The organism is Actinoplanes hulinensis (assembly GCF_019429605.1).
Classification (GTDB): Bacteria; Actinomycetota; Actinomycetes; order Mycobacteriales; family Micromonosporaceae; genus Actinoplanes; species Actinoplanes campanulatus.
In genome coordinates this window covers 280,023-305,594 of the sequence record NZ_JAHXZI010000005.1, presented here as the reverse complement: position 1 = coordinate 305,594, position 25,572 = coordinate 280,023, and the positions used below count along the sequence as shown (strand labels likewise).

Below are 25,572 nucleotides of genomic sequence, written 5' to 3'. Positions count from 1 at the left end.
GGAACTACTCCTTCGCCGACTCCCCTGGGCCGGCCGACTGTAGTAGACCGTCGCTCGTCCCCGGTTCCGCTGAGGGCGCGGGCTCCTCGGTGGGTTCGGGCGTAGCCGTGGGTTCGGGCGTAGCCGTGGGTTCGGGCGTCGCTGTGGGTGCTGTCGTCTCCAGCCAGCGGTCCGGGACCGTCGACACCGGACGCGGGGGCGTGTCGTCCTTCCCCGTGCGCTCGAACACCGGGTCCACCATGAAGCAGTCACCCCCGGCGCGGTCGGTTTCGGCCACCGCGGTCACGTCCCGCCACCGGTTCACCGGGACCTCGACCTTCCGCGCCTCGCCCGGCTCGACGGCGATCTGCGAGGTGCGGTACTCGGGTGTGGTGCCGTCGCCGCCGCGGAACTGCCAGGTGCATTCGGCGTCCTCGGGCGACTGGAGGGTGGTGACGAGACGCGAGGACTTCACCTCCTTCCAGCGCATCCGCGCCTCGTTCTTCTTCGTGCCGCGTTCCCGGGGTACGAAGGCGGTGCTGATGCCACCCTTCTTGTTCGGCCCGCGGAGCACCGTCACGGTCTCGTCCAGGGGCTCGGTCGTCTCCGGTGCGGCCGAGGGCGGAGCGCCGGCCGGTGTCTCGGGTTCGGTCCGGCGTGCGGCGCCGTCCTGAACGACCGCCAGTTGCTGAGCCTGCCCCTCAGGCGCGGTCTGTAGCACCAGGGAGTTGAGTCGCTGCGGCTCCTCGCGCGTCCCACCCCCGGCGTCGAACTGTGCGACGACGAGGAAGGCGCCCAGGACAGCGGCCGCGGCGACCAGTGTGGTGGAGCCGCGGAACCTGCCCGCCGGGGGCCGCAGCGGTTGCCCGCCCTCGCCGGTCGGCACCCGGGCGGCCGGCACGGCGACGACGGATTCGCGGGGATGCCCGGCCCGTTCGACGGTCTCCTCGATCACCACGACGTCGTCGTCCGCCCGGACGACACCGCGGTCCAGGGCGAATTCCATGCATTTCAGCGCCGTCTCGAATTCGCCGTACCGGACCAGGACGTGCCCGGCCTCGTGCACGGCGTATCCGTCCTCGTAGGGGGAGAACTCGTCCGTCTCCTCCGGGTCCGCGTGCCCGCACTCGAATTCGATCTCGCTGCCCATCTTCACGAGTCGGCCTTCCCGTAGTCACGACGGTTTGCGTTTCTCCACATTTTCGCGATCTCGGTCGCGATCGCGCGGTAGTCGACCAGTTGATGCCTGACGAGAAGGGGAGCGCGTTTGAAATCCACCCCGGCGACGCCGATGACGAGAATCGCGTCGCAGTCGCGTGAATCGGCTCCGTTCACCAGCCAGCGAAGGTATCCGAACCGATCGTCCTCCGCGACGATCTTGGCCCAGCGCTCGTACTTCTCCTCGCGCCGCTTCTTCTCGGCGAAAGCCGCCCGCAGCGCTTCGAAGTTGGCCATGTTGACGGCCGAACCGATTTCCCGCACCGCCTCCTTACGGGGGACCGGACGGCCTTCCCGGTCCGTCGGCCCATCGGCCACCAAGGGCCTGGTGCGCTTGTAGGAACGATATGAAATGACGATGTTCTTCATCAGCGGGATCGTCCAGTCGATCGGCCGTGGAGTCAGAAAATCGAATACCCCGTAGCAGACGACCTCACGAATTTCCCTATGGCTGTGATCCACGAGAACTCGCAAACGCTAGAGCGCGGAAGCCTTCTCCGCGCAGCATGAGCTGATTTGTTCTGCCGGCCGAGATCACCGCGAGATCACTCGGCGACGCGGGGCGGGCTGAACACGGGCATTCGCCGTCGGGTCAGCGGTGGGTCGGAAACCCCGCGCAATCGCAGCCGTGATCGTATATCGGACTTATCGCCAATGTCTGAATGAGAGGCTCTGAAACGAGATAGATCAGGCTTTAGAGTGATGGAGATGGCCGAAGGCCAGGGTTGATGAGGTCGCGCGCGGCCGTCGCCCTGGCGGTCTGACCGGGTTCAGGCGATGGTCCGCCGCGGCGCCGCGACCCGCAGGTCCGCCTCGATGGCGGCGGTGGCCGCGAGCAGCGGCGGCAGGAGCCGCTCGCGGATCTCGTCGACGGTGGCCCGGGCCGCGTGCACCGAGACGTTCACCGCCCCGGTGGCGGCGCCGGTGCGGTCCCGGATCGGCGCCGCGATGGCCCGCAGCCCCTCCTCGAGCTCCTGATCGACGATCGAGTGGCCCTGGAGGTGAACCTGCCGCAGCTCGGCGCGCAGCGTGTCGGGGGTGCAGATGGTGCGGTCGGTGAGCCGCTCCAGCTTGACCCGGGCGAGGTATGCGTCGAGCTCCGGCTCCGACAGGGCGGCCAGCATGACCCGGCCCATCGACGTCGCGTATGCCGGAAATCGGGTACCCACGTTGATGGCGACCCGCATGATCCTACTTGTCGGGACACGGGCGACATAGACGATGTCGTCACCGTCGAGCACCGACATGGAGGACGACTCCCGGACCTCGGCCACCAGACGCTCCAGATGGGGCTCGGCGACCTCCGGCAGCGAGAGGCTGGAAAGGTACGAGTAGCCGAGTTCCAGGATTCGCGGGGCCAGCGAAAACAGTCGGCCGTCGGTGCGTACGTACCCGAGATCGGTGAGGGTGAGCAGGAATCGGCGGGCGGCCGCGCGGGTGAGACCACAGGCCCGAGCCACGTCACTGAGCGTGAGTTCCGGGTTCCGGGCATCGAACGCACGTATGACCGCGAGCCCCCGCTCCAGCGATTGAACGTAGTACGGTTCGCGCGGCATCAGATGATCGACCCGAGTCGTTGACGTGACACGGGGCACATCATAGCGTTCTCTATGAGAACTCACGTTCGTCATGCGCACACATTTCGAAGGAGTAAATATGCGGCGACTTCTCGCAGGGCTGACGGCGGCCGTCCTCGCCGGCGCCCTCGCTGCCTGCGGCACCTCCAACGACTCGGGCGACACCACCGACGCGGGCGGCGTCGACCAGGTCAAGGTCGGTGTCATCCCGATCGTCGACGTGGCCCCGATCTTCCTCGGCAAGGAGAAGGGCTTCTTCAAGAGCCGGAACATCGAGCTCACCCTGGAAGCCGGTCAGGGCGGCGCGGCGATCGTCCCCGGTGTGGTCAGCGGCCAGTTCCAGTTCGGCTTCTCGAACTTCACCTCGCTGCTGATCGCCCAGACCAAGAGCGTGCCGATCAAGGCGATCGCGGCGGGCGTCGCGTCGACGGGTGAGGCGGGCAAGGACTTCGGCGCCGTCGTGGTCAAGGGCGACAGCCCGATCAAGACCGCCAAGGACCTGGTCGGCAAGAAGATCTCGGTGAACACCCTGAAGAACATCGGTGACACCGTGACCCGCGAGTCGGTCCGCAAGGACGGCGGCGACAAGAAGAACCTGAACTTCGTCGAGATGCCGTTCCCGAACATGCCGGCCGCCCTCCAGGACGGTCAGGTCGACGCCGCGTGGGTGGTCGAGCCGCAGCTGTCCACCATCAAGGCGGCGGGTGGCCGCGAGATCGCCTCGACGTTCGTGGACACCGCGCCGAACCTGACGGTGGCCGCGTACTTCGCCTCGACCGCGCTCATCGAGAAGGACGCCGACCTGGTCAAGCGCTTCACCGAGGCGATCAACGAGTCGCTGACCTACGCCGACGCGCACCCGGACGAGGTCCGCACCGTGCTCGGCACCTACACCAAGATCGACGAGAAGCTCCGTTCCTCGCTGGTGCTGCCGAAGTGGCCGACCCAGATCAACGAGCCGTCGGTGCAGACCCTCGCCACCCTGGGCGCCGAGGACGGCATCTTCACCGGCACCCCGGACCTGGAGAAGCTCCTCCCGTGACGTCCCCACGTCGTGGCAACCCGGCCCGGTCCGGCAGCACCGCCCTCCTGGGTGCCGCCGGACTGGCCGGGTTGCTTCTCGTCATAGAGCTGGCGCCGCGGCTCGGCCTGGTCGACGAGCGGTACCTGCCGCCGGCCAGCCGGATCGCGGCCGCGCTGGCCGAGGAGGCCGGCACCCCCGCGTTCTGGACGGCGCTCACCGACACCCTGATCGCCTGGTCCGCCGGCCTGGCGATCGCGGTCGGCGCCGCCGTGCTCGCCGGCATCGTTATCGGGTCGATCCCGGTGCTGCGGTCACTGACCGCCTCGACGATCGAGTTCCTGCGCCCGATCCCGTCGGTGGCCCTGATCCCGCTCGCCGTGCTGATGTACGGCACCGAGCTCGGCTCCACCCTTCTGCTGGTCTGCTACGCCGCCTTCTGGCAGGTCCTGGTCCAGGTCCTGTACGGAGTGGCCGACGTCGACCCGGTCGCCTTCGAGACCGCCCGCAGCTTCCGGTTCTCCGCGTGGGGCCGGATCCGGCACGTGCTCTGGCCGACCGCCCTGCCGTACGTCTTCACCGGTGTCCGGCTGGCCGCCTCGGTGGCGCTGGTCCTGGCGATCACGGCCGAGCTGGTCATCGGCTCGCCCGGCCTGGGCAAGGAGATCGCCGTGGCACAGGCCTCCGAGGCCGTTCCCACCATGTACGCCCTGATCGTCGTCACCGGCGTGCTCGGCGTGATCATCAACCTGCTGGCTCGTACCGGCGAGCGCCGCCTGCTCGCCTGGCACCAGTCCGTGCGGGGAGAGGTGACGGCATGACCGAGTGCACCACAGCGAAGCAAGGGCCGCGAGGGCATGCCCGGGGAGGCTCAGCGTGATGAACGTCGTGAAGAGGATCCTGCTCGCCGTCGCGCTGCCGTTGATCCTGTTCGCCGGCTGGTATTTCCTCAGCGCCGGCAGCGAGAGCTTCTACTCGCCGCCGCTGGAGAAGATCCTGGTCGCCTTCGGGGACACCTGGAGCCTCGACCGGCTGCGGGCCGACGTGGTGCCCAGCCTGCTGCGCCTGTTCGCCGGGTACCTGCTGGCCGCCCTGATCGGCATCGGCGCCGGCGTCGCGATCGGCATGAACCGGCGCCTGCGCGCCACGGTGGAACCGGTCCTGGAGTTCTTCCGGGCCATCCCGCCGCCGGTGCTGGTGCCGGTCATCATGCTGTTCGCCGGCATCGGCGACGCCATGAAGGTGATCGTCATCGTCTTCGGGTGCATCTGGCCGATCCTGCTCAACACGGTGGAGGGCGTCCGTGCGGTGGACAGCGTGGTGCTGGAGACCGCACGCTCGTACGGGGTGAACGGCGTCGCCCGCATCACCAAGGTGATCCTGCCGTCGGCGGGCCCGCAGATCGCGGCCGGACTGCGCCAGGCGCTGTCCATCGCGATCATCCTGATGGTGATCAGCGAGATGTTCGCGGCCAGCAACGGCCTCGGCTTCACCATCGTGCAGTTCCAGCGCAGCTTCGCGATCCCCGAGATGTGGAGCGGGATCATCCTGCTCGGCCTGCTCGGCTTCGTGCTGTCGCTGCTGTTCCGGCTCGCCGAGCGGCGGGCGTTGCGATGGTACGAGGGCCTGCGCGCGGCGCAGCGCCAGAGCTGAGGGAGGAGCGACGATGCTCGAAGTGAAGGGACTGCGGAAGGTTTACCGGTCCGGAAGCCGGGAGGTGGAGGCGCTCCGCGACCTGACGTTCACCGTGGACAACGGCGAACTGGTCTGCCTGGTCGGCCCGTCCGGCTGCGGCAAGACCACCCTGCTGCGCTGCATCTCCGGCCTGCTCGATCCGACCGCCGGGGACGTCCGCGTCAACGGCCAGAAGGTCGACGGGCCGCCGAAGGGCATGGCCGTGGTGTTCCAGGAGTACGGGCGCAGCCTGTTCCCCTGGATGAGCGTGCGCGACAACGTGGAGCTGCCGCTCAAACAGAAAGGAGTCGGCCGGGCCCGGCGCAAGCAGTTGGTCGAGCAGTCACTGGACGCGGTGGGACTGACGGGCACAGCCGGGGCGTACCCGTGGCAGTTGTCCGGCGGCATGCAGCAGCGCGTCGCGATCGCCCGCGCGGTCGCGTACGAGCCGCAGACGCTGCTCATGGACGAGCCGTTCGCGGCCGTCGACGCGCAGACCCGCGCCGACCTGGAGGACCTGGTCCGCCAGCTGTGGAAGCGCCTGGGCGTGACCATCCTGTTCGTGACCCACGACATCGACGAGTCGGTCTACCTCGGACAGCGGGTGGTGATGCTCTCCACCTCGCCGACCGTGGTGCAGGAGGAGCTGGCCATCGACCTGCCCGAGCACCGGGACCAGCTGACGACCCGGGCCGACCCCCGGTTCATCCAACTGCGTACCCGGGTCTACGAGCAGATCCAGGCCGCCAAGCGCAACGCCGTGCAGTAACTCCACACCGGACGCCCGGGCCCCTGATAGGTATCGATTGATATGGGGGTCCGGGCGTTCTCCTCTGCGATGCTCGGGCCACCCCAGATTCCTGAGCCCGCAGAGGAGATCTCGTGCGAGCAACACCCTTCGTCGGCGCCGCCGTCCTGCTATTGGCCGGCGTCGCTGTAGCCACCCCCGCCCAGGCCGCCGCCGCGCCGAACATCGCGGTCGCCAACGTGAAGGCGCACCTCAGCCAGTTCCAGAGCATCGCGACCGCCAACGGCGGCAACCGGGCGCACGGCCGCCCCGGCTACCTGGCCTCGGTCACCTACGTGAAGAACCTGCTCGACGCGGCTGGGTTCACCACCACCCAGCAGTCGTTCACGTACAACGGGGCGACCGGCTACAACCTGATCGCCGACTGGCCGGGCGGTGACACCAGCGACACGCTGATGGTCGGCGGGCACCTGGACAGCGTCACGGCCGGCCCCGGCATCAACGACAACGGGTCCGGCTCGGCGGGCATCCTCGAGGTCGCCCTCCAGGTCTCCCGGTCCAACTTCCAGCCGGACCGGCATCTGCGTTTCGCCTGGTGGGGCGCGGAGGAGCTGGGCCTGCGAGGATCGACGGCGTACGTCAACTCGCTCACCAGCGCACAGCGGTCGGCGATCACCGGCTACCTGAACTTCGACATGATCGGCTCGCCGAACCCCGGCTACTTCCTCTACGACGGCGACAACTCCGACGGCACCGGCTCCGGTCCCGGCCCGGCCGGCTCGGCGCAGATCGAGGCCACCCTGGCCGCCTACTTCACCTCGATCGGGGTGCCGACCCGGGGCACCGACTTCGACGGCCGCAGCGACTACGGCCCGTTCATCGCCAACGGCATCCCGGCCGGCGGCATCTTCACCGGGGCCGAGGGCACCAAGACCTCCGCGCAGGTCCAGCTCTGGGGCGGCACCGCCACCCGCTTCGACCCCTGCTACCACGCCTCCTGCGACACTTCGTCGAACATCAACGACACGGCGCTGGACCGCAACAGCGACGCCATCGCGTACTCCGTCTGGACCCTCGCCGACGGCGGCGGAACCGAACCGCCGCCCGGGACCACCGTCTGGTCCGACGGCCTGGAGACCGCTACCGGCTGGGCCGCCGGCACGGGCAACACCGCCACCTCGGGTCTGCTGGAACGTGGCAACCCGGCCGCCACCAGCAGCTCCGGCGTGGCCACCCAGCTCGACGCGGCGGCCGGCGGCAGCTACGCCCTGATCACCGGGGCCACCGCGGGATCCAGCGCCGGGGCCAACGACCTCGACGGGGGCGTCACCAGCATCGTCTCCCCGCAGATCACGCTGCCCACCGGCACGCTGACGCTGAGCCTGTCCTGGTACCTGGCCCACCTCAACAACGCGACGAGCGCCGACTACCTGCGTGTGCAGGTCGTCTCCGGGACCACCACGACGACCGTGCTCAGCCAGACGGCGAGCGCCACGAACAAGGCGGCGGCCTGGACCACGGCGACCGCCAACCTGTCCTCGTACGCCGGGCAGACCGTCCGCATCCGGGTGGAGGCCGCCGACGCGGGCACCGCCTCCCTCGTCGAGGCCGCCGTCGACAACCTGCTCATCACCCGCTCCTGAGCCGGGTCACCCGTCCGCCGGTCAGCCCCGGCGGGCGGGAACCCCTCGTCACCCGCCCGCCGGTCAAGCCCGGCGGGCGCGAACCCTTCAGACCCGGGTGTCTCCGGCCGATCGGGAGGACCAGCCCTCGTCCCCGGTCAGAGAAGGGAGCACGCCCATGTCGCAGCCCGCCGGATGGTATGCCGATCCGAGCGGTCTACCGGCCCAGCGCTGGTGGGACGGCGGGAAGTGGACCGATCACATCCAGCCGGGCGGCCCTCCGACGCCACCACCGAACGGCTTCTTCCCGCCGGTGCCGCCGACCGGGCCCGCGGCCCCCGGGCAGCACACGGTCAACACCGGCGATCCGGAGAACGCGCCGCTCCACGCCGCCCAGCCGGCCTCCGCGCGGCAGGGTGGGCTGCCGCTGCTCTCCGACTCCCGGCCGGCCTCGCCCGCGCCGCATCCCGAGGTGCCGGCCGTGCCGTACACCATGCAGCCGGTCGACGCGGTCTCCGGGAAACCCGGCCACACCCTGCCGGAGCCGCCGCACGGCCCGTCCGGCCCCTCCGGCCGGGAACTGCGCCGGGTGGCCCTGCCCGCGGCCGTCGCCGTGGTCGCCGTGGTGGTGCTGACGCTCGCCGCGTACCTCCTTCTGCTCTGATCCGCACCGGACAGCCTCGGACAGCGCCGCGCCGTGCTGCTCGTGCCGGGCGGGGCTGGGCGCACCGGGACCGTCCGAAGTGACCGATCACGGATAGAAAGCTGCGGAACGGGGAAGAGGACCACTAGCGTGGCGCCCACCCCGGCCGTCCCCGGAAGGACCGCATGTCCGACCCCAGCAGCTATCCGGCACACCGCCGGCCGAGCCCGTTGCAGAACAACCGGGCCGTCGCGATCGGCGCCGGGCTGCTGCTCGCGCTGATTCTGCTCTTCTCCGTGCTGGCGTACTGCGACAGCCGGGAGGACGACCAGCCGCCCGCCGCCGGGCCGGCGTCGTCCGGCCCGGGCGCGCCGCCGTCCGGCTCTCCGGATCCGGGCGCGTCCAACCCCGGTGGGCCGAACCCGGGCGGCTCGCAGCCGGGCGGCGTGGACCCCGGGCCTTCCGGTGGCGGAAACGGATCAGTGCCACCGGGTTCCGGTGCGTCCGGCACGGCCGAACCGCCCGGCACAACAGAACCGCCCGGCACGACCCAGCCACCCGGCACGACCGAACCGCCCCCGGGCACCGATGCGCCCGGTGGCACTCCACAGCCGACACCCTCCGGCGGCGTGGACACCGGAGGCGGCGGGCTGGTCGGCGGGCGGCGCCTCACGCTGCTGGTGACGGGTCTGTTCCTGATGATCGCGGCGGCCGGTGCTGGGGCGTACAGCATGCGGCGCCCGAACCACCGATAGGCGCGGCGTGCCCCGCGTCCATGACCGCCGCGCGGCGGCCTTCGCCGCCGTGCTGGCGATGCTCGGAACCGCGACCGCCACGCTCGGCCTGCGCACCGAGGACACCGGACCGGTACCACCGTCCCTCGCGGCTGAGGCCGTCGGTGCTTCCCTCACGCCGTCCGGCTCGGCGGCAGGCGGTGAGAAAGAGAGGGAAGCGGCCGGCGGTGGGAAGGGGAAGCACGCGGCGGGCGGCGGGCCGGAGAAGGAGCCGGCGGGCGGCGGGAAGAAGCCGGTCGGCGGGCGGGGGATGCAGCGGTCCGTGCCGGTGCGCCTGGAGATCCCGTCGATCGGTGTGGACACCGGGCTGATGACGCTCGGGCTCCGGGACGACGGGACGCTCGAGGTGCCGCCGCTGCGCGGCGACGCCCCGGCCGGCTGGTACCGCCACTCCCCCACGCCGGGCGAGGTGGGCGCGTCGGTGCTGGCCGGGCACGTGGACTCGGCGCGGGACGGGCCCGCGGTCTTTCACCGGCTGGGTGAGGCGCGGCCGGGCGACCCCGTCGCGGTACGCCGTACCGACGGCACCGTAGCCCGTTTCACCGTGACGAAGGTGGCCACCTATCCGAAGCGGGATTTTCCGAGCGACCAGGTGTACGCCCCGCTGGATCGTCCCGGGCTGCGCCTGATCACCTGTGGCGGCGTCTTCGACCGTGGCCGGGGCAGCTACCGGAGCAACATCGTCGTCTTCGCGGAGGCCATCTCGTAACCGCTTCCGGGAGCGGTTCCGACCGGCTTTTCGGTCAGTTTGGTTCCGGAACCTGACCGTCTTGCCCCGGTTAGGGCCGCATGCCGGAGAGCTTCCCTTGACACAGGCGATCGAGGGTTGTTTCTGTGACGGGCATCATTGCGATCTTGTTTCGGAAGGAACCCCTCCGCATGACGAGAATCCGCCCGTTCCGCCGCGCCGCAGTGGGTGCCCTCGCTCTCGGGCTCTCACTCGCCGCCATGCCGGGCTCACCGGCGTCGGCGCACGGCTCCGGCACTCCGGGCTTCGGCTCCAACGTCACCGTCTTCGACCCCAGCATGCCGGTCGGCGACATCCAGGCCACCCTGGACGCCACCTACGCCAAGCAGGTCGACAACGAGATGGGTACGGCCCGGTACGCGTACCTGTTCAAGCCGGGCACGTACGGCACCGCCGAGCAGCCGCTCCAGATCAAGGTCGGCTACTACACGGAGATCACCGGCCTCGGGGCGAACCCGGGCGATGTGGTGATCAACGGCAAGGTGGAGGCGTACAACCGCTGCCTCGGCTCGGACCCGGCCAACCCCAACTGCATCGCGCTGGTCAACTTCTGGCGCACCCTGTCCAACCTGACCGTCAACATCAACGGGGCGGGCCAGGACGGCTGCCGGCAGACCGCCAACTTCTGGGCCGTCTCCCAGGCCGTCTCGCTGCGCCGGACCCAGTTCACCGGCGGCACCCTGTCGCTGATGGACTACTGCACCGCCGGCCCGCAATACGCCAGCGGCGGCTTCATCGCCAACTCGAAGCTGCCGAACACCGTCAACGGCTCCCAGCAGCAGTGGCTCACCCGCAACAGCGAGGTGGAGAACTGGTCCAACGCCGTCTGGAACCAGGTCTTCGCCGGGGTGACCGGCGCGCCCGACGACGCGGCCTTCCCGAACCCGCCCTACACCACCCTCGACACCACCCCGGTCAGCCGGGAGAAGCCGTTCCTGTTCGTCGACGCCAAGGGCAAGTACCAGGTACGCGTGCCCGCCGCCAAGCGCAACACGGCCGGCACCTCCTGGGACGACGCCTCCGGCCGTACCATCCCGCTCTCCGACTTCTACGTCGCGAAGCCGGGTGACTCGGTCACCAAGATCAACGTGGCGCTGGCGCTCGGCAAGCACCTGCTGCTCACCCCGGGCGTCTACGACATCGCCCGCAGCATCGAGGTGCGCCGCCCGAACACCGTGGTCCTCGGCCTCGGCCACGCCACGCTGACCGCGGTCAACGGCTCCGTCCCGCTCGACGTCGCGAACGTGCCCGGCGCGATCATCGCCGGTGTCACCATCGACGCCGGCACCAAGGAGTCGCCGGTCCTGCTGCGCGTCGGCCAGAAGCACGGCCTCGGCTTCAGCTCGGCGGCCAACCCGACCACGCTGAACGACGTCTACTTCCGGGTCGGCGGACCGCACATCGGCAAGACCAACATCGCGCTCGAGGTCAACAGCGACGACGTGCTGATCGACCACACCTGGGTGTGGCGCGGCGACCACGGCGTCGAGGGCTTCACCAACGGCGTGAACGGCGACACCGACCGCTGGAAGACCAACACCGGCCGCTACGGCGCCGTCATCAACGGCGACGACGTGACCGCGACCGGCCTGTTCGTCGAGCACTTCCAGAAGTACAACACCGTCTGGAACGGCGAGCGCGGCACCACCGTCCTCTACCAGAACGAGCTTCCGTACGACCCGCCCACCCAGGCCGACTGGATGAACGGATCGGTCGAGGGCTACGCCGGTTACAAGGTCGGAGCCAAGGTCAAGACCCATCAGCTGTACGGCGCGGGCGTCTACGTCTTCAACCAGAACAACCCGTCGATCCACACCGAGAACGGGTTCGAGGTGCCGCAGACCCCCGGCGTGAAGCTGCACCACATCATGACCGTCAACCTGAGCGCCGGCATCATCGACCACGTGGTCAACGGCGTCGGCGAGGCCGCGGACACCACCAAGGTCGGTCAGCCGGTCTTCGTGGCGGACTACCCCGCGGTCCCGTAACCCTTCGCGAACCAGGGTCTGGTGGTCACCCTTTCACGGGGCGGGTGACCACCAGCACCGGGCGGCCCGCCTTCTCGATCAGGGTCAGCGGCACGCTCCCCAGCAGCCGCTGCGCCACCACCGGGCGCACGCTCGAACCGAGCACGATCAGGTCGGCCTTCTGATCGCTCGCGAACCGGATGATCTGCTCCGCGGCGCGGCCCGGCAGGACCGTACGCGAAGCCTCGATCCCGGCCTCGGCCAACCGCCGGACCGCGGCCTCCGCGGCATGCTCGGCCCGCTCGGTGTAGACGCTGCGCGGCATCGGCGAGAGATACTCGCTCTCCAGCTCGTCCACCGCGAGCACCGTGACCGACGCGCCCGTCTGCCGGACCAGATCGGCGACGGCGTCGGTCACCCACGGCTGCTCGGCCTGGGGATTTGCGGCAAGCACGATATGCATGTCACCCAAGGTACGGGTAACGTCACTTATCCGCAGTGGACCTTCGCAGGGAGCACTCATGGCGGATGTGACCGCGCCCGGGTCTGAGCAGCCCACCCTCAACCGGGTCATCGGCCCGGCACTTCTGCTGCTGTTCGTGGTCGGGGACATCCTCGGCACCGGCGTGTACGCGCTGACCGGCAAGGTGGCCAACGAGGTCGGCGGCGCGGTGTGGCTGCCGTTCCTGCTGGCGTTCGTGGTCGCGCTGCTCACCGCGTTCAGCTATCTGGAGCTGGTCACGAAGTACCCACGGGCCGCCGGCGCGGCGCTCTACACGCACAAGGCGTTCGGGGTGCACTTCCTGACCTTCATGGTCACCTTCGCGGTGATGTGCTCCGGGCTGACCTCGGCGTCCAGCGCGTCCAAGGCGTTCGCCGGGAACTTCGGCAAGGCGTTCGACCTGTCCCTCGGCGACGGGTTCGTGCTCACCGCCGTCGCGCTCGGCTTCATCACCCTGGTCGGCCTGATCAACTTCCGGGGCGTCGGGGAGAGCGTCAAGGCGAACGTGGTGCTCACCTGTGTAGAGCTCACCGGCCTGCTGATCGTCATCGGGGTCGGCGCGTGGGCGCTCGGAGGCGGCAACGGCGACCTGTCCCGGCTCACCGAGTTCAACACCCCGCCCGGGGAGAGCGTGTGGCTGTCCGTGACCGCCGGGACGGCGCTGGCCTTCTTCGCGATGGTCGGCTTCGAGGACTCGGTCAACATGGCCGAGGAGACCCGGGACCCGGTCCGCATCTTCCCGCGCGTCATGCTCACCGGCCTCTGTGTCACCGGGGTCATCTACGTGCTGGTGGCGATCTCGGCGGTCGCGCTGGTGGCGCCCGCCGACCTCGGCTCCGGCGACACGCCGCTGCTCAAGGTGGTGCAGGCCGGGGCGCCCGGGTTCCCGCTGTGGGTGTTCGCGTTCATCACCATGTTCGCGGTGGCCAACTCGGCGCTGATCAACATGATGATGGCCAGCCGGCTGCTGTACGGGATGGCGAACGAGCGGGTCCTGCCGAGAGTGCTGGGCCGGGTGCACCGCCGTCGCCGTACGCCCTGGGTGGGAATCGTGTTCACCACGCTCATCGCGTTCGGGCTGATCTGGTTCGCCGATCTGGCCGCCCTCGGCGGCACCACGGCGCTACTGTTGCTCTGCGTCTTCACCGTCGTCAACGTGGCCTGTCTGGTGCTGCGGCGGGACCGGGTCGACCACGATCACTTCCGGGCGCCGACGGTCATCCCGGTGCTCGGTGCGGTCGCCTGCGCCTTCCTGGCCAGTCCACTCTCCGGGCGGGCCGGGGCGGACTACCGGGTGGCCGGGGTGCTGCTGCTCATCGGGGTGGTGCTGTGGGCCATCACGTATGCGACGAACCGGTTCGTTCCGGGCGCAGTATCGCGTACCTGATCGGGTGACCGGACCGGTTCGCCCGATCGGCGTAACCCGACGGAAATCCTGGGGCATCGCAGGTGACGGGTGTTCGACGCTGGTCGACACCCTCGTCGTGGCAGCTTGAGGCGATGTGCGAAGCTGCCCGCTACCACATGCATCCTCCTCTCCTGTCCGGAGGCCCGATATGGCATCATTCCTCTACTTTGTTGCCGGGCTCGTGATCGGCGTGATAGCCGGCTGGCTGATCCGGGGCCGCCGCTCCGGCGCCGCCGCCCCGGCCCCGTCGACCTCGGCCCCGTCGACCTCGGCCCCGTCGACCTCGGCCGAGGCCGCCGCGGTCGCGCCCGCGGTCGTCGCGACGCAGGCCGACACCGACACCGAGCCGTCTCCCGTGACCTCGCCCGCCGACGAGCTCATCGCCGAGCCCGTCGCCGCCGAGCCCGAGACCGAGGCGGCGCCCGCCGTCGAGCCCGAGACCCCGGCCGAGCCGGTGGCCGCCGAGCCGGTGGCCGAGAAGGCCGCCGACGAGGAGACCGTGGCCGTCGCTGAGACCGAGCCCGCCGAGCCCGTCGCCGTCGACGAGCCCGAGACGGTCGTCATCGCGGAGCCCGAGCCGGTCGCTCTCACCGAGACCGAGCCGGTCACCATCGTGGAGACCGAGCCGGTCACCGAGCCCATCGCCGAGCCGGAACCGGTCGCCGCCGCCGAGCCGGCCGCCGCCGCCGAGCCGGTCGCCGCCGCCGAGCCGGTCGCCGCCGAGCCCGAGCCCATCGCCGCCCCGGAGCCCGTCGCCGAGCCGGTTGCCGCCGCTGAGCCCGCGCCCGCCCCGGAGCCGGTCGTCGCGCCCGAGCCGGTCGTCGCCCCGGAGCCGGTGGTTGCCCCGGAGCCGGTAGTCGCGCCCGAGCCGGTAGTGGCCCCCGAGCCGGTCGTCTCGCCTGAGCCGGTCATTCCGGTGCAGGCCGTCATCACCGAGGAGCCCGACCTGGCGGCCACGCCCGCCCCGGTCGACGCGCGGGACGACCTCACGAAGATCGCGGGCATCGGCCCGAAGGTGGCCGTCGCGCTCGCCGCGGCCGGCATCACCACCTACGCGAAGCTGGCCGACTCCGACGTGGACAGCCTCAAGCAGGCGATCAACGCGGCCGGCATGCGCGGTTCGGCGAGCCTCGCCTCCTGGCCGGAGAAGGCCCGCGACCTGGTCGGCGCCAAGAGCTGAGCGGACACGGGCGTGCCCCACGCCGGGGCACGCCCGTCGCCCGTCGCCCGTCGCCCGGGAGTCTCTTTCTCGGTTGTCGCCTGGCCTCGGCGCCAAGTCGCCTGTTCGGGTATTCCCCCACCTTCGCCGCGAGATTCGGCCGGTCCCCGCCGACTGTTCAAGCCGTCCGCGAGCGTCAATGTGAATCTTGGGTATTCGTTGCCGAGCGGTGCGATCTTGAGCGATCATGGCCGTCCGGATGTATCCGATAACCCAAGTTCTTCCAGGTGAAATAGATCATGGGTGATGATCTACCGCCGGATGGCGACCAGGAATCAAGATCGGCCCGGAACTACGATCACCCAAGAAATTCATGGCCTTGGCAGGCCGTCCGAGGTGGGTGAAACTCGGTCGGCGGTGTCGCTCGCCGTCACCGGTCGATCTTGGTGCCTGTGGTGCCTGAACCCAAGATCGCCGGCGAGTCGGGATGACGCCGCAGCCATCCGAGTGCGCGACTCGACATCGCGCCCACCCATGACCAAGAGACAGGCTCCAGAACACCTCGAATCCCGCAACGAAAGGTCGCGGCCCACCACCGCCCGCCACCACCGCCCAACATTGGCTGACCGACATCCGGCCGGGAGCGGCCCGCCGAGTTGCCGGCAGGGCGGCGGAACCCGAGGCGGTTACCCGGTCAGAACTGCCGGCCGTCGTCGAACCACTCGGACGGCTCCTCGTCCACCGGTACGTGGAACCGGGCGGCCAGGCCGCGGTAGGCGTCCCAGACCTGTTCCCGTTCGGCGGTGTCGATCACGCCGTACCGTTGATCCATGCCGTTGAAATCGGCGACGAACCGGCGCAGCGCGCGCTCGGCCCGCGGGAGACGATCCGGCGTCGACGGGGTGATCCCCTCGGCGGCCGCGAGCGCCCGCGCATAGGCGAAGCCGGCCTCCTCGGCGGCCGCCTCCGAGTCCTCCACCCAGTCCCGGAACGGGTTGCCGAGGTGGCGGGCCAGCCAGGCGTCGGAGACGTCGCCCCGCACATGCACCTGGACACCGCTCCCCCGGTAGCGGTCGCGCAGCGCCCTCGCCACTCCGCGGCGGATCCCGTGCAGCTCGAGGCGGCGCAACTCCGGAAGATCGGGTAGATCGTCCGGGCCGAGGGCGTAGGCGCCGGACAGCGAGATGGTACGCAGACGGGAGCAGGCGGCCAGCAGGTGCGGATCCTCCAACTTGCCCGGCGGGTCGTCGAAGTCGAGCCGGAGCTCCGCCAGCTCGGTGAGGCCGGACAGCACCGAGGCGGACACCCCGGCGCCCACCCGGAGCCAGAGGTCCCGCACCCGGTGAAGGCCGTCGGGAAGCCGCACGCCCGGCTCGGCGGGGAACCAGCGCAGGCTCACGTCGTACCCCGCATCGGGAAGATCGACCCGCAGTGCGGGTGACGGGCCCGCGAGCAGCAGGGTCTCCATGGCGGGCAGGCGAAGGCCGTGCAGGCCGCCGCAGCCGTGCAGGCGCAGGGTGCCGACGGCGGTGCCGGCGAGATCGATGTGGCCGACCGGATCGCGCCACTCGAGGAAGCGGATCCGGGGGCGGGTGCGGAGCGCCTCGGCGAGACCCCGGTCGGCGCCGGACCAGAGAATGTTCCTGGCCTGTGGGAAGGCGTCCAGCGCGGCGAAGTCGACCGGGCCCTCGGTGGGCACGCGATTCATCAGATCGAGTACGGCCATCGAGGCGATCATCGTCTGTGGACCGGCCCCGAAATCGACCTCGACGGTCGGCGACGTCACGGAGCGCAACCCGAAGGCACCGGACAGATCAGACATCCGATCATGGTAGAACCACCGGATCCGGTGAAATCCGGGAATTCGCCGTGACTTCGGCACACTCCGCGGCGCACGATGGATCGACGACCTTCCACCTCTGTTCGAGTCCGGCGATTCGGCAACATCATCGCTGGTAGATCGCCATGCGGACACCCGTCGCGGAGTGGCCCGGACGACCGCGGCACGGCTAGATCAACAACGCGGTGTCGCCGGATGGACGCCGTTCGTAATCAACTCGGGGTTTCGTGTCGCGCCTCGTCGTCGCACCATGGATGACGGGTGATGCATTCGATGAGCGGGCGACGACTTGCAGTAGTGGTTAGCGTCGAGCAGCACGACGATCCCGTGTTGCGCAGGTTCTCGGTGCCGTCGGCAGATGTTCCGGCGTTCGTGGACGTGCTCGGGGAGCCGGCGCTCGGCGGGTTCGACGTGACGTATTTGCGAGATCCCGGGGCGCGCGAGGCGTACTCCCGGGTGAAGTCGATATTCGACGGCCGGGAGCAGGACGACTGCGTCCTCGTGTACTTCCGCGGCGTCATGCTGACCGGGCCCGGCGGTGGGCTCTACCTGGCCACCGCCGACACGGTGATGGGCCGGCCCACCGACACCGCGATCGACGTGGCGCAGATGGCCGTCCTCATGCAGCGGAGCCGCGCCGGGCAGGCCGTGGTGATGCTCGACGGGCGTACCGGGAGTCCGGTGGACGCCGGGCACCACTTCCGCGCGGCCCGGGCCGCCGAGTGGCAGAGCCGCGTCGTCATCGCCACCACCGCCCGGCCCGAACCCCCCACCTTCGCCGGGCTCATCGCCGACGGCGTCGTCACCGGCGCCGCCGACCGCGACCGGGACGGCTGGATCGGCATCGGCGAACTCCACGACCACCTGCGCGAACGGGACCCCAGTGTGCGGCAGTGGGTGTTCGGGTCGGGGCGGCAGCCGTACCTGGCCCGGATCCGCCGCCAGGGCAGCGACCAGATGGCACAGATCGCCCAGCTCGCGGTCGCGGCCGCCGGCGAGGACCTGTCCCGCGCCGTCGAGGCCCGCTCGTCGTTGCAGCGGCTCGCCACCGGCGAGGGCCGGGTCGCGGCCGCGGCGTCGGCCGCGCTCCGCCGCACCTCGGTCCGCCTCGCCGAACCGGCCGTCGACTTCGGCCGGGTCGCCCCCGGAACCCGCCAGCTCGCCGCCGGCGTCGCCGTACAGGGCCCGCCGCTGGCCGCCGCGTCGGCGGTGTCCAGCGATGCCGAGGGCCTGCACGCCCGTCTCGAAGGGAACGTGCTGCGGGTCTCCTGGTTCCCCACGGTCGGCCGGCTCGACGGGGCGGTCACCCTCGACGGCCCGGCCGGATCCGCCCGGCTCACCGTGACCGGTGAGGTCGCCGCGGACTTCGACGTGGCCACCGGCGGTTGGGTCCCGGCACCCGGAGGGAACGGCGGGCAGGCGGCCCTGCCCGCCGCGCCACCCGGCACCCCGCCCACGAGCGGCGCTCCGGCCACGAGCGGCGCTCCGGCCGCGGGTGGCGTCTCCCCACCCGGGTCGCCGGCGATCAGTTCCACACCTAATTCCGGCGTCGGCCCGAACTCCGTTTCTCCCGCGCCCTCATCCGGCGCCGGGCCGCACACATCGCCTTCGGGCGGCGGCTTCGTGCCACCGGCATCGGGTAGCCCGGCGCCCGCGTGGGAGGCGGCCTGGCCGGGCGAGGCGCCGACGCCCGAGGAGGCGTGGCCGGGCGAGACGGCCTGGCCCGGCGAAGCCCGGAATCAGCCCTGGCAGACCCCGGACCCCGCAACGGCGCCCGGGGAGGCGGCACCACCCGCTCAGCCGGGCGGCGCGCCCGAGGACGCCGGATCACCGGCCGCATGGCCGTCCTCCGCTTCGGCGCCGGCATCCGCCGGGTCAGAGAACACATCACCCAAACCCTCTTCCGGTACGGCCGAAGCGGTCCCGCCGTCAGCCGGATCCCCCGGATGGGCGCCGACCTCCGGGTCGCCGGCGTGGTCGCCCACGAGCGGCCCGCCGGTTCGGAGCACCCCGCCACCGGCCGAGGGCCCACTGTCGGGGCCGGCGTCTTCGGGGCTGCCTGCTGACGCGTCACCGCAGGCCTCCCCCCGTGAGGTCCCGGGCTCGGACGGTTCACGCACCGCGGCGTGGACCTCGCCGTGGGCACCCACCAGTGGGCCACCGTCGTCGAGTCGTTCCACCGTTCCCGCAGCCGGGCAGCCGGATGGCCCCGGGACTCAGGCTGCCCGGACAGCTACCGGCGAATCGGCGGCGCTGGAGAGTTCCGGCGCTGAGCAGGTGAGTGACCCTGCCGAGCAGGTGAGTGACGCCGCCGCGCGGGAGAGTGACGCCGCGGAGCAGGCGGCTTGGCCGTCCGTCGGCGGCTCGGTGTCCGACGGCCGCGGGGAAGAAGGGCACAGCGACTCGATTGACGCAGGTGTCAGCGAAGCGGCCCCGGTCGAGGACACGGCCAGGCCCGTCGATGAGTCTCCGGTGGCCTCCGCAGCGGGAACGAGCAGCGACACTTCGGCTGTGGAGCAATCGGACGCTCGCGGTGGCGAGTCCGAAGAGGCCGTCCCGGAGACCGAATCGTCCGGGCCTTCGGGTGACGAACCCCTGGTCGCGCCGAGGGCGACGGTACATGGTTCGTTCCCGGTAACGGCAGCGGACGCACCGGCCGTTCCCCAGGAACCGGAGGCGACCACCGGCACGGAAGCCGGGCTGGACACCACCGGCACGGAAGCCGGGCTGGACACCACCGGCCCGGCGACGGCTTCCGATGACACCTCCGGACCGGACGGCGGACAGGCGGAGGTCTCCGTCGCTGAGGAGGCGGCCGCCGACAGCCCGGCTGGAGTGCTGCCGGACGTGAACGCGACCGGCGCGACGACTGCTGCGGAGAGCCCGGATGCGGCACGGTCCGCCGGTTCGGAGCCGGATGCCGCCTCGGAAACGCCCGCATCAGGCGTGGCGGCGAGCAGCGCGGTCGACCGGACCGGGCAACCCGCGGCCGTGAATGGCGGAGGGTGGCCGGTACCGGGCAGTTCGTGGGGTTCACAGTCCGATCCGGACGGCCTCTGGCCGTCGGCGGGACGGAAACCTGGCCAGGGCTCGACTGCCACCGACGCGGCGGGTGCTGCGGGCGCTGTCGCGGCGGGTGCTGCGGCAGCAGCGGCCGCAGAGGGAACGCAGCCGCGCGAAGCGAGTGCGGATTCCGGCGTGAACGCGGGTGGCGGGGACGGAAGCGCTCGGGAGGAAACATCCCCCGATCTCGATGAGCGTGGCGCGGACGAGCCGGAACCCGGTTCGGCCGATGACGGGAACCCCGGTCCGGTGGAGGAGAGTTCGGCGGGGCCGGCCGGGCCGTGGCCGGGGCGGACGTCCGGGAACGGGGTCTCGATTCCGGCTCAACGGCAACCGGCTGAGGAGAACGGGCCCTGGCTGGTTCCGTCCGCGCCGGGCGAGTCGGCCGCGGAGCACGGTGGGTTCGCGGAGGCGGGTGCCGCTCGGGGGTTCGGGGAGCATCAGCCACACGGGTGGCCGACCTCGCCGGCGACCGCCTGGCCGGGGTCCGACCCGTGGGGACAGGCGCAACCCGGGGCCGACCCGTGGGCACAGGTCCAACCGGCGGCCGACCCGTGGGCCCAGGCGCAACCCGGGACAGCTCAGGCCCCGGGAACGGCACATCCGGACGACCAGCCGACCGGCACCTATGGCGCCGGCTATCCGGGTGGACAGGCCGGCACCGGCTACGGCCCGGCCGGCGGACCGGGTTCGGCCACCTACGGGCAGACCGGCGGGCCGGATGCCGGTGGATACGGGCAAGCCGGCGGGCCGGGTGCCGGTGGATACGGGCAGGCCGGCGGCGGTTCCAGCGGTCCGCCGCGGGTGACCTACGAGGACGGATCGGGATTCGGGGGCTCCGCTCCGTACGGTGAAGAAGGGGGTAAGCCGCCGCGGAAACGCCTGGCTCTGGTGGCGGGGGTTCTGGTGGCGCTGCTTCTGCTGGCCGGCGCCACGTACGCCGGAGTGCGGTTCGTCCTGAAGGACGATGAGCCGGAAGCCGCCTCGCAGAACCCGGCCCCGACGCAGAGCGCGCCCGGGCAGACCGCCGGCGCCGCGCCGACCGGGCCGGCGACCGAGCCCGCCGGGACGCAGCAGCCGGCCGCGCCCCCGAGTCTGGCGAAGCCGGTGGTGCTGGAGCAGATCAGGCTGGGGCGCGAGCCGGAGGGTGTGGCGGTCGCGCCGGACAACCGGACGCTCTACGTGGCCGATCAGGACTCGAAGGACGTGCACTTCGTCGACGTGCGGTCGAAGCAGGTCGGTGTGGTGAAGGTGCCGAACACGCCGCGGTTCCTGGCGTTGTCGGCGGACGGCGGCCGGCTGTATGTGTCGCTGTTCGAGAACGACTTCACCGGCAACGGGCTCGCGGTGATCGACACGGCGAACAGGACCCTGGTCAAGACGATCCGGACCGGACCGCGGCCGTTCGAGCCGGCGGTGGCGCCGGACGGGAAGGTCTGGGTGCCGATCCACAACGGGGCCCGGGTGGAGATCTACGACGACAGGACGCTGACCGAGGCGGCGCGGATCTCGGTGCCGCCGAACCCGCACTGGATCGTGTTCACGCCGGACGGGCAGACCGCCTTCACCGCCAACCACGAGTCGAGCCAGATCTCGGTGGTGAGCGTGGCGGACCGGCTGGTGCGGAAGAACTTCAAGGTGGGCAAGTCGCCGCACGCGCTGGCCGTCACCCCGGACGGGAAGCGGCTGGTGGCGACGAACTACGACCTGGACACCGTGGAGATCTACGACACCGGCGACCAGCGGCTGATCCACAAGGTGGCGGTGGGCCGGGAACCGCAGGCCGTGATGGTCTCCGGGGACAGCCGGCACGCCTACGTCGTGAACGAGGGGTCCGACAACCTCTCGGTGATCGATCTGTCGTCGGGCAGGGTGGTGTCGACGGTCGGGGTCGGGGACAGTCCGCGGGTCAACGCGCTGTCACCGGACGGCAAGCGGCTGTACGTGACGGACGGCCGAGGAAAGACGGTAACCGTGCTGAGAGTCTCGGAGGAGTAACGATTCGCTGGTAGCGTCGCGCCATGTCGACGGATTCCATCTCCCGCGCCCGCCTGGCTACGCTCACGAAAAGGGAGCGGGCCACTTTCGCCGACCGGCACCCCGGCTCGAAGAACGCCTATGCGAACGCCGGCCACCTGTTCGGACGGGTGCCGATGACCTGGATGAACAAGGCCGCCGGAAATTTTCCGATCTATCTGGACAGGGCGCGCGGTAACCGGATCACCGACGTGGACGGCAACGAGTTCGTCGACTTCGCTCTCGGCGACACCGGCGCGATGGCCGGCCACTCCCCCGAGCCGGTGGTCGCCGCGGTCACCGCGCGTCTCCGCAACGGCCTGGCCACCATGATGCCGACCGAGGACGCCGCGGCCGCCGGCGCCGAACTCGCCCGCCGTTTCGGGCTGCCGGCCTGGAGTTTCGCGCTGACCGCCACGGACGCCAACCGGTGGGCGATCCGGCTGCTGCGCGCGGTCACCGGCCGGTCGAAGATCCTGGTGAACAGCTACTGCTACCACGGTTCCGTGGACGAGTCGCTGATCGTGGTGGGCCCGGACGGGCGGGGCGTCTCCCGGGAGGGCAACGTGGGCGCGCCGGTGGACGTCACGATGACCAGCCGGGTCGCCGAGTTCAACGATCTGGCGGGGCTGGAGCGGGAGCTGGCGTACGGCGACGTGGCCGCGGTGCTGATGGAGCCGGCGCTCACGAACATCGGGATCGTGCTGCCGGAGGACGGCTACCTGGCCGGGGTGCGGGAGCTGACCCGCCGGTACGGCACCTACCTGATCAACGACGAGACGCACACGTTCTCGGCCGGGCCGGGCGGGGCGACCGCGTACTGGGGACTGGAGCCGGACGTGGTGACGATCGGGAAGGCGATCGGCGGCGGGGTGCCCGTCGGGGCGTACGGATTGAGCGCGGAGCTGGCCGGAACGCTCAGCGGGAGGGACGATCTGGACCTGGTGGACATGGGTGGGGTGGGCGGCACGCTGGCCGGCAACCCGGTGTCGATGGCCGCGACCCGCGCCACCCTGGGCGAGGTGCTCACCGAAGCCGCGTTCGCCGGGATGATCGAGACCGCGACGGCGTTCGCCGACGGCCTGGTGAAGATCATCGAGGGGTACGGGCTGCCCTGGTCGGTGAGCCGGCTCGGCGCCCGGGTCGAGTACCGTTTCGCGAGCCCGGCCCCGCGCAACGGCACCGAGTCAGCCCGTGGCGCGGACGCCGAACTGGAGGACTTCCTGCACGTCTACCTGGCCAACCGGGGTGTGCTGCTCACACCGTTCCACAACATGGCTCTCATGTGCCCGCAGACCACGCCCGCCGACGTGGCCCGGCATCACGAGATCTTCGACGCGGCGCTGAAGGAGCTGGTGTAGGCCCGGCGCGCCTCGGTCAGCTCCGGAAGGTGCTCCGCGCACCAGCCGCGGGCCGCGTCGATCAGGGTCAGCAGGCTGCGGCCGAGCGGGGTGAGCGCGTACTCCACGTGCGGCGGGTTCGCCGGGAACTCGGTGCGTGTCACCAGGCCGTCGCGTTCCATCGCCCGCAGCGTCTCGGCCAGCACCTTCTTCGTGATCGCCGACAACGGCACGAGCAGCTCGCCGAACCGGCGCGGCCCGTCCTCCAGACAGAGCACGATCATCGCCGTCCACTTGTCACCGATCCGCATCGGCACCTGCCGGGTGGGGCACTCGGGAGCGAACATGTCCGGCTTCAACTCGGTCGTCACGAAGCCCACCGTACTGCCGGTTTCGTTGCGGTAACCAGACCCCCGTCGATTACCGTCCGCGCCATGACCAGCATCGTCATCTTCGGAGCAGGCGGCCGGGCGGGCCACGCCGTGACCGCCGAGGCGCGCAGCCGCGGCCACCGGGTGACCGGGGTCGTCCGCGACCCGGCCCGCCACCCCTCGCTCAGCGCCGACCGTGTCGTCCAGGGCGACGTCCAGGACGCCGCCGCCATCGCCGACCTCGTCCGCGGCCACGACGCCGTGGTCAACGCGGTCTCCCCCGCCTCCGGCCCCGAGGAACTGGCGGCTCTCGGCCACCTGGACGAGAAGTGGTTCGTCACCGCCGACGACGCCCTGCTCACCGGCCTGGCCGCGGCGGGCGTGCCGCGTCTCGTCCTGATCGGCCTGTTCGTCAACCTGCGCGCCGCCGACGGCGGCCTGCTCCTCGACGATCCGGCCGTCCTGCCCGCCGAGTTCCGCCCGTTCGCCCTCGCCCACACCGCCGGCCTGGAACACCTCCGTGCCGCGGACACCCCGGTCGACTGGCTGATGCTCACCCCACCGGCCCAATTGGACGCCGCGGCCCCGAGGACCGGCCGCTACCGCACCGGCGGCGAGACCGCGACCGGTGCGACCCTCTCCTACGCCGACCTGGCGGTGGCGACCCTCGACGAGATCGAGAACCCCCGCCACCACCGCACCCGGATCTCGATCTTCGACTGAGTCGGATGCTGTCCGGTTGATTCAGCGCGGGATGCCGCTTCCCGGGCGTCGCATGCCAGGCCGGACCGTCCTGCCCGAGCGCCGTCTCGATCCGCAGTTTCGCCTACTCGTCCAGCTCGGGCAGGACGTCCACCTCGAACCAGCCGACCTCCAGCGACTCGTCATCGCCGACGGCCGCTCGCCCGGATCGATCATCCCGGCCGGCAGCGACCACTTCCCGCTGTCGGCCCGCCGCACCAGCGGGATCCGCCCGTCGTCATCGGTCACGACGGCGCTCGCACCGGGCAGCATCAGCAGGTCGTGGCGATCTTCGCCCGTAGCCGGGCCACATATTCAGGTACAGCCACAGACAAATCCTAAGACCGCGTTTCCGGTACGGACGGGAATCTCAATACGCAACACGCCGGGGCTGTGCGGCACCTCTTCACCCGAAAAACAACGACTGGTTGACGAGAACGTCGACTAAAGGTTTCCCCTTCCTGCTTTACATCGGCGGCGCCGGGGCATGACGGCGGCACCTTACCAGTGCAATTCGTAAGTATCAATATTGATAGACTTTTAACACGGTTGTAGATTGCCCACATGATTCGCCAGCGCACCTTGCGGTACACCACAGTCGCCATCAGCATCTTTCTCGGCGCCACCCTGGCCACACCGGCCACGGCCGCGACTGCCGACAGTCCTCAATTCACCACCGCCCTCATCGGAGAGGTGCGGCTCACCGCCGAGGGTGTGAACGCTTTCCAGATCACCCCGGTGACCACCGGCGCCCCGGCACCCACCCCGGTGACCACCAGCGCCCTTCCGTCCAGCGCGTTCGCCCCGCACGACGCCAACATCATCAACAGCCGGTCTTCAATCGCCGGCGGTTCGTTCAACGCTTGCAAGGATTTCAACTCAACGACCTGCATTTTGGCTAATGGCACCGGCACGCTCCAGCCCGGCGAGAGCACCGAAGGCAGGTATGGCTGGCCCGATTCCGACGGCTTCTACTGCATGACTCACCGGAGTTTCCAGGTGAACTCCAGCACCGTGACGTGCAGCACCAACAAATGGGTCAAGGTTTCCGGCGGTCTGGTCGGCCAGATCGACGTTTCGATTATCGTCCGCAACCGGTAACCGAATCCACTGCACGGTATGGGCCAAAGACGCCCTCAAG

The 25,572-nt window shown here is 70.6% G+C and carries 22 protein-coding genes; 16 read left to right on the top strand and 6 right to left on the bottom strand.

All coding sequences use genetic code 11. The features are described from left to right. Window positions 1-4: 4 nt before the first annotated feature. The 3 genes from KZ829_RS12000 to KZ829_RS11990 all read right to left on the bottom strand — a co-directional run bounded on the left by KZ829_RS12000 (window position 5) and on the right by KZ829_RS11990 (window position 2,753). The gene (locus tag KZ829_RS12000; protein ID WP_220143922.1) at window positions 5-1,129 is read right to left on the bottom strand and encodes a hypothetical protein; all 1,125 of its coding nucleotides are present in this window, start codon (window positions 1,127-1,129) and stop codon (window positions 5-7) included. A 2-nt stretch (window positions 1,130-1,131) separates the two neighbouring features. Next, window positions 1,132-1,566, bottom strand: coding sequence for a hypothetical protein (locus KZ829_RS11995; RefSeq protein ID WP_220143921.1), 435 nt, complete (start codon window positions 1,564-1,566; stop codon window positions 1,132-1,134). A gap of 401 nt (window positions 1,567-1,967) precedes the next feature. Further along, entirely contained in the window at window positions 1,968-2,753 is a 786-nt protein-coding gene (locus KZ829_RS11990; RefSeq protein WP_246635453.1) for an IclR family transcriptional regulator domain-containing protein, read from the bottom strand. A gap of 100 nt (window positions 2,754-2,853) precedes the next feature. Between KZ829_RS11990 and KZ829_RS11985 the strand changes: the two genes are divergently transcribed. The 9 genes from KZ829_RS11985 to KZ829_RS11945 all read left to right on the top strand — a co-directional run bounded on the left by KZ829_RS11985 (window position 2,854) and on the right by KZ829_RS11945 (window position 12,012). Next, entirely contained in the window at window positions 2,854-3,816 is a 963-nt protein-coding gene (locus KZ829_RS11985; RefSeq protein WP_220143919.1) for an ABC transporter substrate-binding protein, read from the top strand. Then, the gene (locus tag KZ829_RS11980; protein WP_220143918.1) at window positions 3,813-4,616 is read left to right on the top strand and encodes an ABC transporter permease; all 804 of its coding nucleotides are present in this window, start codon (window positions 3,813-3,815) and stop codon (window positions 4,614-4,616) included. The genes KZ829_RS11985 and KZ829_RS11980 overlap by 4 nt, the downstream gene beginning before the upstream one ends. Window positions 4,617-4,674: 58 nt before the next feature. Beyond that, window positions 4,675-5,448, top strand: coding sequence for an ABC transporter permease (locus KZ829_RS11975; protein WP_220143917.1), 774 nt, complete (start codon window positions 4,675-4,677; stop codon window positions 5,446-5,448). A 13-nt stretch (window positions 5,449-5,461) separates the two neighbouring features. Continuing rightward, window positions 5,462-6,238, top strand: a complete 777-nt coding sequence (locus KZ829_RS11970; protein ID WP_220143916.1) for an ABC transporter ATP-binding protein — start codon at window positions 5,462-5,464, stop codon at window positions 6,236-6,238. Between the two features lie 113 nt (window positions 6,239-6,351). Further along, complete coding sequence (locus tag KZ829_RS11965; protein WP_220143915.1) at window positions 6,352-7,860, top strand: M28 family metallopeptidase; 1,509 nt, start codon at window positions 6,352-6,354, stop codon at window positions 7,858-7,860. A gap of 157 nt (window positions 7,861-8,017) precedes the next feature. Beyond that, on the top strand, window positions 8,018-8,503 hold the full coding sequence (locus tag KZ829_RS11960; RefSeq protein WP_220143914.1) for a DUF2510 domain-containing protein: 486 nt from the start codon (window positions 8,018-8,020) through the stop codon (window positions 8,501-8,503). 164 nt (window positions 8,504-8,667) lie between these two features. After that, window positions 8,668-9,237, top strand: a complete 570-nt coding sequence (locus KZ829_RS11955; RefSeq protein ID WP_220143913.1) for a hypothetical protein — start codon at window positions 8,668-8,670, stop codon at window positions 9,235-9,237. Between the two features lie 7 nt (window positions 9,238-9,244). Then, a complete protein-coding gene (locus KZ829_RS11950) occupies window positions 9,245-9,985 on the top strand; it encodes a class F sortase (RefSeq protein WP_308285444.1) in 741 nt (246 codons plus the stop codon). Between the two features lie 170 nt (window positions 9,986-10,155). Continuing rightward, window positions 10,156-12,012 carry a pectate lyase-like domain-containing protein gene (locus tag KZ829_RS11945; RefSeq protein WP_220143912.1) on the top strand — a complete coding sequence of 619 codons (1,857 nt, stop codon included), beginning with the start codon at window positions 10,156-10,158 and terminating at the stop codon, window positions 12,010-12,012. Window positions 12,013-12,037: 25 nt separating this feature from the next. Here KZ829_RS11945 and KZ829_RS11940 read toward each other — a convergent pair whose 3' ends face one another. Then, a complete protein-coding gene (locus KZ829_RS11940; RefSeq protein ID WP_220143911.1) occupies window positions 12,038-12,454 on the bottom strand; it encodes a universal stress protein in 417 nt (138 codons plus the stop codon). A gap of 58 nt (window positions 12,455-12,512) precedes the next feature. On the opposite strand from KZ829_RS11940, the gene KZ829_RS11935 reads away from it, so the two are divergent. After that, on the top strand, window positions 12,513-13,880 hold the full coding sequence (locus KZ829_RS11935; RefSeq protein ID WP_220143910.1) for an APC family permease: 1,368 nt from the start codon (window positions 12,513-12,515) through the stop codon (window positions 13,878-13,880). A gap of 169 nt (window positions 13,881-14,049) precedes the next feature. Beyond that, window positions 14,050-15,081, top strand: a complete 1,032-nt coding sequence (locus tag KZ829_RS11930; protein ID WP_220143909.1) for a helix-hairpin-helix domain-containing protein — start codon at window positions 14,050-14,052, stop codon at window positions 15,079-15,081. Window positions 15,082-15,754: 673 nt separating this feature from the next. Here the strand turns inward: KZ829_RS11930 and KZ829_RS11925 are convergent. Further along, window positions 15,755-16,882, bottom strand: a complete 1,128-nt coding sequence (locus KZ829_RS11925) for a hypothetical protein (RefSeq protein WP_220143908.1) — start codon at window positions 16,880-16,882, stop codon at window positions 15,755-15,757. Window positions 16,883-17,230: 348 nt separating this feature from the next. Here KZ829_RS11925 and KZ829_RS11920 point away from each other — a divergent pair, with 348 nt between their 5' ends. Next, on the top strand, window positions 17,231-21,961 hold the full coding sequence (locus tag KZ829_RS11920) for a beta-propeller fold lactonase family protein (protein ID WP_220143907.1): 4,731 nt from the start codon (window positions 17,231-17,233) through the stop codon (window positions 21,959-21,961). 23 nt (window positions 21,962-21,984) lie between these two features. Continuing rightward, a complete protein-coding gene (locus KZ829_RS11915; RefSeq protein WP_220143906.1) occupies window positions 21,985-23,340 on the top strand; it encodes a transaminase in 1,356 nt (451 codons plus the stop codon). On the opposite strand, the gene KZ829_RS11910 is transcribed toward KZ829_RS11915, so the two are convergent. Beyond that, on the bottom strand, window positions 23,301-23,690 hold the full coding sequence (locus tag KZ829_RS11910) for a winged helix-turn-helix transcriptional regulator (RefSeq protein WP_308285443.1): 390 nt from the start codon (window positions 23,688-23,690) through the stop codon (window positions 23,301-23,303). The two genes, KZ829_RS11915 and KZ829_RS11910, sit on opposite strands and share 40 nt — an antisense overlap. Before the next feature lie 63 nt (window positions 23,691-23,753). Here KZ829_RS11910 and KZ829_RS11905 point away from each other — a divergent pair, with 63 nt between their 5' ends. From KZ829_RS11905 to KZ829_RS11895, 3 genes are all read left to right on the top strand, one after another. Then, the gene (locus tag KZ829_RS11905) at window positions 23,754-24,413 is read left to right on the top strand and encodes an NAD(P)-dependent oxidoreductase (protein ID WP_220143905.1); all 660 of its coding nucleotides are present in this window, start codon (window positions 23,754-23,756) and stop codon (window positions 24,411-24,413) included. A 16-nt stretch (window positions 24,414-24,429) separates the two neighbouring features. Next, complete coding sequence (locus KZ829_RS45000; RefSeq protein WP_443611882.1) at window positions 24,430-24,879, top strand: hypothetical protein; 450 nt, start codon at window positions 24,430-24,432, stop codon at window positions 24,877-24,879. Between the two features lie 116 nt (window positions 24,880-24,995). Then, a complete protein-coding gene (locus KZ829_RS11895; protein WP_220143904.1) occupies window positions 24,996-25,532 on the top strand; it encodes a hypothetical protein in 537 nt (178 codons plus the stop codon). Window positions 25,533-25,572 lie beyond the last annotated feature (40 nt).

Coding starts and splice junctions, on each gene's coding strand:
- KZ829_RS12000 (WP_220143922.1), bottom strand. CDS start 1,129: ATGGGCAGCGAGATCGAATTCGAGTGCGGGCACGCGGACCCGGAGGAG.
- KZ829_RS11995 (WP_220143921.1), bottom strand. CDS start 1,566: ATGAAGAACATCGTCATTTCATATCGTTCCTACAAGCGCACCAGGCCC.
- KZ829_RS11990 (WP_246635453.1), bottom strand. CDS start 2,753: ATGCCGCGCGAACCGTACTACGTTCAATCGCTGGAGCGGGGGCTCGCG.
- KZ829_RS11985 (WP_220143919.1), top strand. CDS start 2,854: ATGCGGCGACTTCTCGCAGGGCTGACGGCGGCCGTCCTCGCCGGCGCC.
- KZ829_RS11975 (WP_220143917.1), top strand. CDS start 4,675: ATGAACGTCGTGAAGAGGATCCTGCTCGCCGTCGCGCTGCCGTTGATC.
- KZ829_RS11970 (WP_220143916.1), top strand. CDS start 5,462: ATGCTCGAAGTGAAGGGACTGCGGAAGGTTTACCGGTCCGGAAGCCGG.
- KZ829_RS11960 (WP_220143914.1), top strand. CDS start 8,018: ATGTCGCAGCCCGCCGGATGGTATGCCGATCCGAGCGGTCTACCGGCC.
- KZ829_RS11955 (WP_220143913.1), top strand. CDS start 8,668: ATGTCCGACCCCAGCAGCTATCCGGCACACCGCCGGCCGAGCCCGTTG.
- KZ829_RS11945 (WP_220143912.1), top strand. CDS start 10,156: ATGACGAGAATCCGCCCGTTCCGCCGCGCCGCAGTGGGTGCCCTCGCT.
- KZ829_RS11940 (WP_220143911.1), bottom strand. CDS start 12,454: ATGCATATCGTGCTTGCCGCAAATCCCCAGGCCGAGCAGCCGTGGGTG.
- KZ829_RS11935 (WP_220143910.1), top strand. CDS start 12,513: ATGGCGGATGTGACCGCGCCCGGGTCTGAGCAGCCCACCCTCAACCGG.
- KZ829_RS11930 (WP_220143909.1), top strand. CDS start 14,050: ATGGCATCATTCCTCTACTTTGTTGCCGGGCTCGTGATCGGCGTGATA.
- KZ829_RS11925 (WP_220143908.1), bottom strand. CDS start 16,882: ATGTCTGATCTGTCCGGTGCCTTCGGGTTGCGCTCCGTGACGTCGCCG.
- KZ829_RS11915 (WP_220143906.1), top strand. CDS start 21,985: ATGTCGACGGATTCCATCTCCCGCGCCCGCCTGGCTACGCTCACGAAA.
- KZ829_RS11905 (WP_220143905.1), top strand. CDS start 23,754: ATGACCAGCATCGTCATCTTCGGAGCAGGCGGCCGGGCGGGCCACGCC.
- KZ829_RS11895 (WP_220143904.1), top strand. CDS start 24,996: ATGATTCGCCAGCGCACCTTGCGGTACACCACAGTCGCCATCAGCATC.